Source organism: Streptomyces sp. HUAS TT7 (genome assembly GCF_051550175.1).
GTDB lineage: Bacteria > Actinomycetota > Actinomycetes > Streptomycetales > Streptomycetaceae > Streptomyces.
On the sequence record NZ_CP196175.1, the window covers coordinates 6,449,923 to 6,463,170 of the forward strand.

The 13,248-nt window shown below is 67.4% G+C and carries 10 protein-coding genes and 1 tRNA gene; 6 read left to right on the forward strand and 5 right to left on the reverse strand.

The annotated features are described in order from the left end of the window. The first annotated feature begins 3 nt into the window (after nucleotides 1-3). The 3 genes from pepN (at nucleotide 4) to ACSHXC_RS29045 (ending at nucleotide 5,488) form a co-directional block, all read left to right on the forward strand. Nucleotides 4-2,529, forward strand: coding sequence for an aminopeptidase N (gene pepN / locus ACSHXC_RS29035; protein ID WP_438294409.1), 2,526 nt, complete (start codon nucleotides 4-6; stop codon nucleotides 2,527-2,529). A 179-nt stretch (nucleotides 2,530-2,708) separates the two neighbouring features. Beyond that, nucleotides 2,709-4,085 carry a pyridoxal phosphate-dependent decarboxylase family protein gene (locus tag ACSHXC_RS29040; RefSeq protein ID WP_438294410.1) on the forward strand — a complete coding sequence of 459 codons (1,377 nt, stop codon included), beginning with the start codon at nucleotides 2,709-2,711 and terminating at the stop codon, nucleotides 4,083-4,085. Continuing rightward, nucleotides 4,082-5,488: a lysine N(6)-hydroxylase/L-ornithine N(5)-oxygenase family protein gene (locus tag ACSHXC_RS29045; RefSeq protein ID WP_438294411.1), complete on the forward strand. Its 1,407-nt coding sequence runs from the start codon at nucleotides 4,082-4,084 to the stop codon at nucleotides 5,486-5,488. The genes ACSHXC_RS29040 and ACSHXC_RS29045 overlap by 4 nt, the downstream gene beginning before the upstream one ends. Before the next feature lie 19 nt (nucleotides 5,489-5,507). On the opposite strand, the gene ACSHXC_RS29050 is transcribed toward ACSHXC_RS29045, so the two are convergent. Further along, complete coding sequence (locus ACSHXC_RS29050; RefSeq protein WP_438294412.1) at nucleotides 5,508-7,331, reverse strand: bifunctional metallophosphatase/5'-nucleotidase; 1,824 nt, start codon at nucleotides 7,329-7,331, stop codon at nucleotides 5,508-5,510. Nucleotides 7,332-7,525: 194 nt separating this feature from the next. On the opposite strand from ACSHXC_RS29050, the gene ACSHXC_RS29055 reads away from it, so the two are divergent. Beyond that, entirely contained in the window at nucleotides 7,526-8,221 is a 696-nt protein-coding gene (locus ACSHXC_RS29055) for an SIMPL domain-containing protein (RefSeq protein ID WP_438294413.1), read from the forward strand. Nucleotides 8,222-8,389: 168 nt separating this feature from the next. Further along, a complete protein-coding gene (gene pyk, locus ACSHXC_RS29060) occupies nucleotides 8,390-9,826 on the forward strand; it encodes a pyruvate kinase (RefSeq protein WP_438294414.1) in 1,437 nt (478 codons plus the stop codon). Between the two features lie 42 nt (nucleotides 9,827-9,868). Here the strand turns inward: pyk and ACSHXC_RS29065 are convergent, their stop codons facing one another. Together ACSHXC_RS29065 and ACSHXC_RS29070 are read right to left on the reverse strand one after the other, a co-directional pair. Beyond that, a complete protein-coding gene (locus tag ACSHXC_RS29065) occupies nucleotides 9,869-10,648 on the reverse strand; it encodes a helix-turn-helix domain-containing protein (RefSeq protein WP_438294415.1) in 780 nt (259 codons plus the stop codon). Nucleotides 10,649-10,731: 83 nt separating this feature from the next. Continuing rightward, nucleotides 10,732-10,814: transfer RNA gene (locus tag ACSHXC_RS29070), tRNA-Leu, on the reverse strand. 95 nt (nucleotides 10,815-10,909) lie between these two features. Between ACSHXC_RS29070 and ACSHXC_RS29075 the strand changes: the two genes are divergently transcribed. Continuing rightward, on the forward strand, nucleotides 10,910-11,566 hold the full coding sequence (locus ACSHXC_RS29075) for an ANTAR domain-containing response regulator (protein ID WP_114035816.1): 657 nt from the start codon (nucleotides 10,910-10,912) through the stop codon (nucleotides 11,564-11,566). A gap of 106 nt (nucleotides 11,567-11,672) precedes the next feature. On the opposite strand, the gene ACSHXC_RS29080 is transcribed toward ACSHXC_RS29075, so the two are convergent. Both ACSHXC_RS29080 and ACSHXC_RS29085 read right to left on the reverse strand, forming a co-directional pair. Continuing rightward, on the reverse strand, nucleotides 11,673-12,389 hold the full coding sequence (locus tag ACSHXC_RS29080) for an ABC transporter ATP-binding protein (RefSeq protein WP_399485268.1): 717 nt from the start codon (nucleotides 12,387-12,389) through the stop codon (nucleotides 11,673-11,675). Continuing rightward, nucleotides 12,386-13,246: an ABC transporter ATP-binding protein gene (locus ACSHXC_RS29085; protein ID WP_438296881.1), complete on the reverse strand. Its 861-nt coding sequence runs from the start codon at nucleotides 13,244-13,246 to the stop codon at nucleotides 12,386-12,388. The genes ACSHXC_RS29080 and ACSHXC_RS29085 overlap by 4 nt, the downstream gene beginning before the upstream one ends. Between the last annotated feature and the right edge of the window lie 2 nt (nucleotides 13,247-13,248).

Consider the following 13,248-nt stretch of genomic DNA (forward strand, 5'->3'; position numbering starts at 1 on the left):
CCCATGTCCGTACTGACGCGCGACGAAGCGCAGACCCGAGCCCAGTTCCTCGACGTACAGCGGTACCGCATCGAACTCGATCTGACCACCGGCGGCGAGGACACCTTCGAGTCCCGCACCGCCATCCACTTCACCGCACGCACCGCCGGGGACACCTTCGTCGAGCTCAAGCCCGCCACCCTGCGCTCCGTCACCCTCGACGGGCAGCCCCTGGACCCCGAAACCCTCACCGGGAACCGGATCGCCCTGACCCACCTCACCGCGGGCCCCCACGAACTGCACGTCGACGCCGTCATGAACTACTCCCACACCGGCGAAGGCCTGCACCGCTTCACCGACCCCGCCGACGGCGAGACCTACACCTACACCCAGCTCTTCATGGAAGACGTCCAGCGCGTCTTCGCCGCCTTCGACCAGCCCGACCTGAAGGCCGCCTTCGACCTCACCGTCACAGCCCCCGACGGCTGGACAGTCCTCGCCAACGGCATCACCGAGCAGCAGGCCGACGGCCGCTGGAAAGCCGCCACCACCCCCCTCATCTCCACCTACCTCGTGGCGCTCGCCGCCGGCCCCTGGCACTCGGTGACCACCGAACACGCAGGCCTGCCCTTCGGCCTGCACTGCCGCCGCTCACTCGCCCCCCACCTCGACGCCGACGCCGACGAACTCTTCGAGATCACCCGGCAGTGCTACGACCGCTACCACGAGAAGTTCGACGAGCCCTACCCCTTCGACTCCTACGACCAGGCCTTCGTCCCCGAATTCAACGCCGGCGCCATGGAGAACCCCGGACTCGTCACCTTCCGCGACGAATTCGTCTACCGCTCCGCCGTCACCGACACCGAACGCCAGACCCGCGCCATGGTGATCGCCCACGAAATGGCCCACATGTGGTTCGGCGACCTCGTCACCCTCCAATGGTGGGACGACATCTGGCTGAACGAGTCCTTCGCCGAATACATGGGCTACCAGACCCTCAACGAAGTGACCCACGGGGGGTCTGGGGGGTGTCCCCCCAGGTGGAGGGGCACCGACACATGGGTCGACTTCGGCATCGCCCGCAAGGCCTGGGGCTACGACGCCGACCAGCGGCCCACCACCCACCCCGTCGCCCCCGCACCCGACGCCGTCCCCGACACCGCATCCGCGATGCTCAACTTCGACGGCATCTCCTACGCCAAGGGCGCCTCGGCGCTGCGCCAACTCGTCGCCTGGCTCGGCGAAAAGGACTTCCTCGCCGGCATCAACACCCACTTCGAGCGGCACAAGTTCGCCAACGCCAGCCTCGCCGACTTCATCGACTCCCTCGCCTCCACCACCGACCGCGACGTCCACGCCTGGGCCCGGCAGTGGCTCGGCACCACCGGAGTCGACACCCTCACCCCCACCGTCACCGAAGCCGACGGCAACTGGCACCTCACCGTCACCCAGCACGGCGAGCGCCCCCACCGCCTCACCGTCGGCGCCTACGACCGCGACATCAACGACGGCCGCCACCTGATCCTGCGCGAACGCTTCGACATCGACGTACCCCAAGGCGAAGCCGCCACCGCACGCCCCGGCCGGCGCCCCGCCCTCCTCGTCCTCAACGACCAGGACCTCACCTACGCCAAGGTCCGCCTGGACGACACCTCCGCCGAAACCGCCCTGCGCTCCCTGGCCGGCGTACCCGACGCACTCACCCGCGCCGTCCTGTGGAACACCCTGCGCGACATGGTCCGCGACGGCGAACTCCCGCCCACCGCCTACCTGGAGACCGCCCGCGCCCACCTCGCCGAAGAAGCCGACCTCGCCGTCGTCCAGGGCGTCCTCGCCTTCGCCGCCACCCAGATCACCGACCGCTACCTCGCCCCGGCCGACCGCCCCGCCGCCCTCGCCCTCCTCACCGACCTCACCCGCGCCCTCATGCGCCACACCGAGGACGGCAGCAACCCCGGCCTGCGCCTCACCGCCGTACGCCACTTCATCGACGCCGCGGCCCAGCCCGACACCATCCGCGGCTGGCTGGAGGAAGGCAGCGTCCCCGGCGGCCCCGAACTCGACCCCGAACTGTGCTGGCGCATCCTCACCCGCCTCGCCGTCCTCGGCGCCACCGACGACAAGGAAATCGCCGCCGCCCTCGCCGCCGACCCCAGCGCCACCGGCGAAGAAGGCGCCGCCCGCTGCCGCGCAGCCCTGCCCACCCCCACCGCCAAGGAAGCCGCCTGGACCGCCATGTTCCAGAGCGACACCCTGTCCAACTACCTGTTCACCGCCACCGCCCAAGGCTTCTGGCAACCCGAACAGGCCGACATCCTCCAGCCCTACGTCACCCGCTACTACCAGGACGCCGTCCCCCTCGCCGCCCGCCGCGGCCCCGCCATCGCCGAAGCCGCCGGCCGCTACGCCTTCCCCGCACCCGTCGTCGACGCCGACGCCGTACACCTCGGCGAAACCTGCCTCGACCGGACCGACCTCCTGCCCGCCCTGCGCCGCAAACTCGCCGACCAGGTCGACGACCTGCGCCGCGCCCTGACCGTACGCAGCTGAACCAAGGGGGGCGAGCCCAGGGGCGGCCCGAGCGGGCCATAGCAGCAATCGGCCACCCCAACTCGCCCCCACCGCAAGGCAATACCACTTTCGGGTAGAGATCGTCGCGAGCAGCGGCCTCACCAGCAGACGCGGGACACGCTGGTGCAAGCCGCTGCTCGCACACCCGAAGGAACCCCATGCACAGCCCGCCCCTCGCCGGAGGCACCGCAGGGCCCGCGGCCCTGCGCCCCCTCCTCGACGTCGTACTCGACGCCCTCCACCAAGGGGCGAAGACACGGGGCGGCCCGCTGCCCCCGGGCGGCCCCGAAGCCGTCGCCCGGCGCGTCCACGACGCCGCCCACGACATCCTCCCCACCCGCGGCACCGGCGCCGAAGAAGCCCTCACCACCCTCGTCCGCACCCTCGCCGAAGGCGCCGCCGACCCCGCCGAACCCCACTGCGCCGCCCACCTCCACACCCCGCCCCTCGCCCTCGCGACGGCCGCCGACCTCGCCGCATCGGCCCTCAACCCGTCCATGGACTCCTGGGACCAGGCCCCCGCCGCCTCCGCACTCGAAGCACTCCTCACCCGCACCCTCGGCCAGGAAATCTGGCCGGACGGCGACGCCCTCATCACCACCGGCGGCACCGAATCCAACCAGCTCGCCCTCCTCCTCGCCCGCGAACACCACGGCCCCGTCCAAGTCGTGTGCGGCGGCCACACCCACCACTCCGTCCACCGCGCCGCCTGGCTCCTCGGCCTGCCCGAACCCGTCGTCGTACCCGCCCCCACCGGCACCACCGACCTCGCCGCCCTCGACGACGCCCTCACCGACCTCCACCACCCCCTCCTCGTCGTCGCCACCGCCGGCACCACCGACACCGGCGCCATCGACCCCCTGCCCGCCATCGCCGACCTGTGCGCCACCCACCACGCGCCCCTCCACGTGGACGCCGCCTACGGCGGCCCCCTCCTCTTCAGCGACCGGCACCGCAACCGGCTCGCAGGCATCGAACGCGCCCACACCGTCACCCTCGACCTGCACAAACTCGGCTGGCAACCCGTCGCCGCCGGCCTCCTCGCCGTCGCCGACCCCCACCACCTCACCCCCCTCGGCCACACCGCCGACTACCTCAACGCCGACGACGACACCGACGCGGGCCTCCCCGACCTCCTCGGCCGCTCCCTGCACACCACCCGCCGCCCCGACGTCCTCAAAATCGCCGTCACCCTACGAGCCCTCGGCCGCGACGGCCTCGCCCACCTCATCGACCACGTCCACGCCAGCGCCCGCGAACTCGCCCAACTCATCGACCAGCACCCCCAGTTGGAGCTCTACGAACACCCCGCCCTCACCACCGTCCTCTTCCGCCCCCGCAACGCCACCGACGGCACCGTCGCCCACCTCCGCCGCACCCTGCTCACCGACGGCACCGCCGTCCTCGGCCGCGCCCGCGCCGACGGCCGCCTCTGGCTCAAAGCCACCCTCCTCAACCCCCACCTCACCCCCCACGACCTGCACACCCTCCTCGAAACCACCCTCAGTACCCGCACGGAAGGCACCCCCCGATGACCCCCCAACCCCCCACAGAACACCCCCGCGACCTCGTCGGCATCGGCATCGGACCCTTCAACCTCTCCCTCGCCGCCCTCGCCCACGGCGTACCCGGCGGACTCGACACCGCCTTCTACGAACAACGCCACGCCTTCCACTGGCACCCCGGCCTCCTCATCGAAGGCGCCACCCTCCAAGTCCCCTTCCTCGCCGACCTCGTGACCCTCGTCGACCCCGCCAGCCCCTGGTCCTTCCTCAATTACCTCAAGCACCGCGAACGGCTCTTCCCGTTCTACCTGGCCGAAAAATTCCACATCCAGCGCACCGAATACGACGCCTACTGCCGCTGGGTCAGCGAAAACCTCACCGACCTCCACTTCTCCCACCAGATCGACGCCGTCCGCTGGAACCCCGAACGCGCCCTCTTCGAAATCGACTACACCCACCTCGACATCCACGGCGAAGCGGAAGCTCTCGGCCGCACCTACGCCCACCACCTCGTCGTCGGCGTCGGCACCGAACCCCACATCCCCGAACCCCTCAAACCCCTCGCCGACGCCCCCACCGTCCCCGTCATCCACTCCGCCCACTACCTCGACCACCGCGAACGACTCCTCGCCGCCGGCCACATCACCGTCATCGGATCCGGCCAGTCAGGCGCCGAAGTCTTCCTCGACCTCCTGCGCAGCCGCCCCGTCGGCGCCGAAAAAATCACCTGGCTCGCCCGCACCGAAGCATTCGCACCCATGGAGTACTCCAAGCTCGGCCTCGAACACTTCACCCCCGACTACACCCGCTACTTCCACGCCCTGCCCGAAGCCGTACGCGACCAGCTCCTGCCCCGCCAATGGCAACTCCACAAAGGCATCGACGCCGACACCATGGCCGCCATCCACGACGAGCTCTACCGCCGCACCCAGCACGGCGGCTGGCCCGACGTCACCATGACCCCCGGCGTCTCGGTACGCACCGCGGGACGCGTCTCCACCACCAAGGTCGAACTCCACCTCGAACACACCCAGCAAGGCGTACGCGACCGCCTCACCACCGACGCCGTCGTCCTCGCCACCGGCTACCGCGAACGCCCCCTCGCCCAGCTGCTCGCCGGACTCGACCCCTACATGCGCTACGACAGCGCCCAACGCCCCCGCATCGACGAAGATTTCAGGCTCCTCCTCGACGCCTCCGTCACCGGAGACGTCTACGTCCAGAACGCCGAAAAACACACCCACGGCGTCGGCACCCCCGACCTCGGCCTCGCCGCCTGGCGCAGCGCCGTCATTCTCAACTCCCTCACCGGCAAAGAGCCCTACCCCCTGCCCACCCGCACCTCATTCACCACCTTCGGCCTCGGCGAAAAGAACCAGGCCCGCCCGGCACAACAGCCAGGGGGCCTGGTACCGCTCGTCGAACAGCGGTGACACACAACGAGCCGACGGCTCAGAACACGGCAACACCGTTCTGCGTCAGCTTCCAGTCCACGTGAGCGAACTCCGCCTGATCGATGACACCCTTCGCCTTCACCCACGCGATCATCGTGTTACGGATCTCGTCGGAGTTCGCCCACAGCTGCTTGGCGGTGGCCACCCCCGGGAAATTACCGCCACCATTGGCCCGGTAATTGTTCACCGCAAGCACGAACTGCGCCTTGTCGTCCAATGGCTTCCCGCCGAACATCACCTTCGAAATCCGCGAACCGGCCGGCTTCGCGATGTCCACCTCGTACGACACGCCACTCACCACGTCGTAGTTGTAGTCCGGCGTACTGTTCGCGTTCGTGATCTTCGCAGGATCCACCGGGCCCGTCGTCTGCACGTAGTAGTTCGCCGAGAACTCCAGATACGCCCGCACCTGAGCACCCGTCAGAAGCCGCGCCTCCAGCGTGTTCTCGTACACATACAGACCCGCCACATCCCTGATCGTCACCTTGCCGGCCGGAATCACCGCCGACCGCGAGAAGCACGCAGCCTGCGACAGCACGGGCAGCGACTTGTACTCGGTCGACGCCAGCGCCGCCTTCACCGTCTCCGCCTGAATGTGATTGATCAGGTCAATGATCGGCACATCCTTGTACGGAGCCTCCGCCGACCGCATCTCCGCACCATTGGTGCCCACCACCTGGTTCACATACGCCACGACCTTGTCGTGCTCAGCCTTCACCAGCCTCGACACCACCGGATCCTCGGCCACCGCGTTCGCGTTCCGCACCTCCGCCGTCACCGACGTCACATGCCAGCGACCCTTCGAGAACTCCAGCGCAAAATCGAAGACACTCAGCCGCATACCCCACATGTACGGCTCGGACAGCACCACGGACCTACCGGTCTCCTTGTTCACCACCGTCCGCGACGCCACCTCCTTGTGCGTGTGACCCACCAGAATCGCGTCAATACCCGGCACCTGCTCCGCCACCAACGACGACGCGTTCTCCGGATACGGCAACGCATCCCCGTACGACGTGCTGCCGTCCAGACCGGAGTGATCCGTACAGATCACCACGTCACAACCCAGCGCCCGCAACTTCGGCACATAGATCCTCGCCTGCTCCACCAGACCCGGGAACGTCATCCTCCCCTGCACATTGGCCTTGTCCCAGATCGCGATCCCCGGATTCGTCAGACCCAGGATCCCCACCTTCACATCCGGCCCGTGCGGCACCTTCAGACACCGCACCGTGTACGGAGGGAACGCCGGCTTCAACGTCTTCGCATCCAGCGCATTCGCGCCGAGGAGAGGGAAGTCCAACTGCTCCTGGAACGCCCGCAGCGTCGGAATGCCGTAATTGAACTCGTGATTGCCGAGCGCCGCCGCGTCATAGCGCATGTGGTTCATCGCGAGCGCCATCGGATGCTTCGGGCCGCGCTTGCCGGCCGAGCCCGTGATCGGCTCCACCCGCGCGTAGTAGTACGCCAGCTGAGTGCCCTGGATGATGTCACCCGCATCGATCAACAGCGTGTTGTGACGGCCCTTCTCCTTGCGGACCTGATCCACCAACGTCGAGATCTTCGCCAGACCCACGTCGTTGTGCGCCGCGTCGTCGTACTCCTTGTCCGTGAAGTAGTCCCAGTTGAAGACATGGCCGTGCAGATCCGTCGTGCCCATCACAGAGAACGCGTACCGCTTCGGCGGACGTCCGTGCCCGTGGGCCGCCACATCCTGACCCCGCGTCTCGGCCTCGGCGGGCAGCGCCGTACCCCCGGCAACGGCGACACCGGCCCCTGCGGCGGCCGTAGTGCCCAGGAACGTCCTGCGGTTCAGCGGCATGGTCATCTCCCTGAAGTCGTGTGACGCGCGTAGAAGTTGAGCAGACCGAAGGGACGGCCCATCGAATCGCCCACCAGACCGCGACGCGCGTAGAACCCACGGATTCTGACGCAACAGCAACCACCCGCAACACCCCCCGCAGGTTTCGATCTGATGACCGGCACCTGACAGAACGAGATGCCACAGTGAGCCCCATGACCGACACCCAGCCCTACGGAACCCCCGACCAGCCACGCCTCGCCGTCCACGGCGAAGCCCACCTCGACGTCGACCCCGAAATCGCCCGCATCAACATCGCCATCACCACCCGCGGCCCCGACCGCCGCGCCACCCTCGACGACCTCACCCGCCGCAACACCCACGTCATCGACCTCATCAAAAGCTACGGCGACGCCATCGAAAAACTCGAAACCGGAGCCTTCACCCTCACCCCCGAACTCACCAAACACGGCCGCGGCGAACGCGTACGCACCTACCACGGAACCGTCCACATCACCGCCGAACTCACCGACTTCACCGCACTCGGCGAACTCACCACCCGCCTCGCCGACCTCGAACTCACCCGCGTCGACGGCCCCTGGTGGTCACTGCGCCACGACTCGCCGGCCCACAGCGAAGTACGCCGCCAAGCCGTCCAGCAAGCCGTCCTACGCGCCCGCGAATACGCCGACGCCCTCGGCACCACCCTCGCCGCCCTCGTCGAACTCTCCGACCCCGGCGCCGACACCCCCACCGCCGGCTACGGCCGCCCCGGAGGCGGCGGCATGGCCTTCCGCGCCGCAGCCCCCGGCACCGCCGAACCCGCCCCCGCCCTCGACCTCGAACCCCAGCGCCAATCCGTCCACGCCCGCGTCAACGCCCGCTTCATCATGACCCCGCCCACCCTCTGACACCCGAACACACCCCCGGAGCGCGGACACACGCCGGGCGCCCCGAAAATGCTCATCGGAGCGCCCCCGCGCACAATTCAACACTTGTCAACCACCCTTCACGCAAAGGTTGTTGAGCAGTAACCCGCGCCCAAATCTCTACCCACCGGTAAGCCCTAGGCTCAAACCATGCGCCGAGCCAAAATCGTCTGCACCCTGGGCCCCGCCACCAACACATACGACCAGATCAAAGCCCTGGTCGAAGCCGGAATGGACGTAGCCCGCTTCAACCTCAGCCACGGCACCTACGCCGACCACGAAGAGCGCTACCAACACGTCCGCAAAGCCTCCGACGAAACCGGCCACAACGTCGGCATCCTCGCCGACCTTCAAGGCCCGAAGATCCGCCTCGGACGCTTCACCGAAGGCCCCGTACTCCTTGAACGCGGCGACGAGTTCACCATCACCGTCGAACCCGACACCCAAGGCGACCGCCACCTCTGCGGCACCACCTACCCCGGCCTCGCCGCCGACGTCACCCCCGGCGAACGCATCCTCGTCGACGACGGCAAAGTCGCCCTCCAAGTCACCGCCGTCGACGGACCCCGCGTCCACACCCTCGTCACCGAAGGCGGCATGGTCTCCGACCACAAAGGCCTCAACCTCCCCGGAGTCGCCGTCTCCGTACCCGCCCTCTCCGAAAAAGACCAGGACGACCTCCGCTGGGCCCTGCGCACCGGAGCCGACATCATCGCCCTCTCCTTCGTCCGCAGCGGCCGCGACATCGAAGACGTCCACCGCATCATGGACGAAGAAGGCCGCCGCCTCCCCGTCATCGCCAAAATCGAAAAACCCCAAGCCGTCGACAACATCGACGACATCGTCGCCGCCTTCGACGGCATCATGGTCGCCCGCGGCGACCTCGGCGTAGAAATGCCCCTCGAACTCGTCCCGATCGTCCAAAAGCGAGCCATCAAACTCGCCAAGCGCAACGCGAAGCCCGTCATCGTCGCCACCCAAATGCTCGACTCAATGATCGACAACTCCCGCCCCACCAGGGCCGAAGCGAGCGACGTCGCCAACGCCGTCATCGACGGCACGGACGCGGTGATGCTCTCCGGCGAGACCAGCGTGGGCAAATACCCCATCGAGACGGTGAAGACGATGGGCCGCATCGTCGAAGCAGCAGAAGAAGACGTACTGGCCAAGGGCCTGCCCCCACTGACCGAAACCAGCAAGCCCCGTACACAAGGCGGCGCGGTCGCCCGGGCGGCCGCCGAAATGGGCGACTTCCTCGGCGCGAAATTCCTCGTCGCCTTCACCCAGTCCGGCGACACCGTCAAGCGCCTGTCCCGCTACCGCTCCCCGATCCCGCTCCTCGCCTTCACCCCCGTGCCGGCCACCCGCTCCCAGCTCAACCTCACGTGGGGCGTGGAGACGTTCCTCGGCCCGCACGTCGAATCCACCGACGAGATGGTGGCCCAGGTCGACGAGATGCTCCTGAAGGTGGGCCGCTGCAAGAAGGGCGACGTGGTCGTCATCACGGCGGGCTCCCCGCCGGGCGTACCCGGTTCTACGAACCTGGTCCGCGTCCACCACATCGGCGAGGACGACAGCCCCAAGTAACCCTGGGGACAGGCCCCTTGCCCACCCCTTGCAGGGGGCCCCTCAGTATTTGGGGCCTATGTGCTGGTCCATCAATGCGACTGAGTCCCGCCTGGCGACGGATATGTTGTACGGCTTCCCCCGGCGGGTGCAGTGCCGCCACTCGATCCCCAGCTGATCGAGCGTGTCGGTGTAGAGCTGCCGTATGTCGTCCGACACATTGGTGAACCAGTAGCGCGGGTATTCGTACCGTTTCTTCTCGCCGCCGACGATGCGGGTGGCCCAGTTGGTGGCGCGACAGCCGTCGGAGTGGATGAGCCCCCGGATGAATTCCCAGGGGTGGGCGTCGACGATGTCCTGCTGCCAGGGTTCGAGCGCGATGCGCCGCTCGTGCTTCTTGCCGGGACCGTGCTGGGGAAACATGCAAGTCCAGTGCTTCGTAAAGGACTTGACCTCTACGCATCCCTCCCGTTGCCTCCTCGTGGTGCTGGGCAACGGCATGACCGACTGCATCGCCTGTTCGGCAGCATCGATCAAGCCGGTCTGGGCGGCGTTGCAGAAGATGGACAGGTGGTGCTGCTTGGGCTTTGAGATGATGTGCCCGTCACCGAGGTAGAGGCCCAGTAAGTAGGCGTACGCCACATGGTCGAAATCGCGGCCCGTGCATTGCGGGCAGTCCGTGGGGTGCTCGTACGGTTCGCCCCGGCTTCGGCGGTCCTCGTGGCGCCACCACCTGACGGTGCCGCGGGGCACATTCAGACGTTCGGCCACGGCCCTGTTGGTCATGCCTTGCCGCAGCAGCGTGACCGCCTTCTGTCGCACCTCTGTGCCGTGAAGGTTCATGCGAGCACTCTGCGTGGTTACGCGTTGCTCTGCGTAGCAAAAAGCGGAGGTTCACGCGAACGTGACCCTCCGCTTACGGGGAGTACCGGGTGCGGGATTCGAACCCGCACGTCCTTTCGGACAGATGTGTTTGAGACATCAGCGTCTGCCATTCCGCCAACCCGGCAAGGTTGCTGGTGGGAGTCTACCCGCTCACCCGCTGTGCCAGCAGCTAGGTACCCTTCAGGGGAGCAGCATTCTGCCCCGCACCGAGGAGCCCCCGTGACCGCCCCCGAGTCGCCCCAGCCCATCGCAGACGACGACGATGCGACGCACGTCCCCCCGCTGACGACCCGCGTCGTCATCGCCGAGGACGAGGCCCTCATCCGCCTCGACCTCAAAGAGATGCTCGAAGAAGAGGGCTACGCGGTCGTGGGCGAGGCCGGTGACGGGCAGAAGGCCGTCGAGCTCGCCCGGGAGCACCAGCCGGACCTGGTCATCCTCGACGTGAAGATGCCCGTCCTGGACGGGATCTCGGCCGCCGAGCTGATCGCCAAGGAGTCGATCGCCCCGGTGCTGATGCTGACGGCGTTCAGCCAGCGTGACCTCGTGGAGCGGGCCAGGGACGCCGGTGCGATGGCGTACCTGGTGAAGCCGTTCTCCAAGAGCGATGTCGTCCCGGCGATCGAGATGGCGGTGTCGCGGTTCACCGAGTTGAAGGCGTTGGAGCAGGAGGTCGCTGACCTCTCGCAGCGTTTGGAGACGCGGAAGCTGGTGGACCGGGCGAAGTCGGTGCTGCAGACGCAGTACGGGTTGTCGGAGCCGGCGGCGTTCCGTTGGATTCAGAAGACGTCGATGGATCGGCGTATGTCGATGCAGCAGGTGGCCGAGGCGGTTATTGAGGACGCCGAGGAGAAGAAGGCGGCGAAGGGGCAGTAGCCCCCGCTCGCAAAAGGCGAAGGGTGAGTAGCCCCCCGCACGTAGTACGAGAGTGGCCCGCGTCCGGCACCCCGGATGCGGGCCACTTTCGTACGTACGCCGGAGCTCAGTCCTCGCCGAGGTACGCCTTGCGGACGGATTCGTCGTGGAGGAGGTCCTGTCCGGTTCCGGAGAGGACGATTTTGCCGATTTCCATGACGTGTCCGTGGTCGGCGAGGGAGAGCGCGGCTTGGGCGTTCTGTTCGACGAGCAGGATGGTGGTTCCTTGGGCTTTGAGTTCGCTGATGGTGGCCATGATTTTCTGCATCATGATCGGGGAGAGGCCCATGGAGGGCTCGTCCAGCATCAGGAGTTTGGGCTGGGACATGAGGGCGCGGCCCATGGCGAGCATTTGTTGTTCGCCGCCGGAGAGGGTGCCGGCGGCTTGTTTGCGGCGTTCTCCGAGGATGGGGAAGAGGTCGTAGGCGCGCTGGATGTCTTTTTCGATGCCCGCTTTGTCGTCGCGGAGGTAGGCGCCGAGGCGGAGGTTGTCCTCGATGGTCATGCGGGGGAAGATGTGGCGGCCTTCGGGGGAGTGGGCCATTCCGAGGGCGACGATTTTGTGTGCGGGGACGTTCTTGAGTGGTTTGCCGTCGAATTTGATCTGTCCGGCGAGGGGTTCGAGGAGGCCGGAGAGGGTGCGCAGGGTGGTGGTCTTTCCGGCGCCGTTGGTGCCGATGAGGGTGACGACCTGGCCTGCTTCGACGCTGAAGGAGATGCCTTTGACGGCTTCGATTTTGCCGTAGGCGACCCGGAGGTCCTCGACTTCGAGGAGTGCGGTCACGGGGTGTCTCCTTCGGTGCTGGTGGTGCTCTGCGCCGATTCTGCGGCTTCTACTTCGGCGACTTCTTCGTCTCCGGGTGCGCCTTCGAAGGGGGTGCCGAGGTAGGCGGCGATGACGCGTTCGTCGGCTTGGACGATGTCGGGGGTGCCTTCGACGAGTTTTTCGCCTTGGACGAGGACGGAGACGCGGTCGCAGAGGTTCATGATGAAGCGCATGTCGTGCTCGATGACGAGGACGGCGATGCCTTGGTCGCGGATGGCGAAGATGAGTTCTTCGGCGGCGCGGGTTTCTTGGGGGTTCATGCCGGCGGTGGGCTCGTCGAGGAGGAGGAGTCCGGGTTCGCTGGCGAGGGCGCGGGCGATTTCGAGCTTGCGTTGTTCGCCGTAGGGGAGGTTGCGGGAGAGGTGGTCGGCTTTTGCGGCGAGGCCGGTGAACTCCAGGAGTTCCATGGCTCGTTCGCGTGAGGCGTTCTCGGCTTTGTTGAATCCGGGGAGCCTGAGGAGTGCGGACCAGAGGCCTTCTTTGGTGCGGGTGTGTCGGCCGACGAGGACGTTTTCCAGGACGGTCATGTTGGGGAACAGGCGGATGTTCTGGAAGGTGCGGGCGACGCCGGCTTTGGTGACGAGGTGGGGTTTGGGGGGGAGGACGGTGTCTTTGTACGTCACCTTTCCCTCGGTGGGGACGTACAGGCCGGTGAGGCAGTTGAAGAAGGTGGTTTTGCCTGCGCCGTTGGGTCCGATGAGGCCGATGATTTCGCCGCTGTTGACGGTGAGGTCGACGTTGCGGACGGCGGTGAGTCCGCCGAAGCGCATGGTGACGCCGCTGGCGTGGAGGACGGTGTTGGTCGTGGTGGTCATGC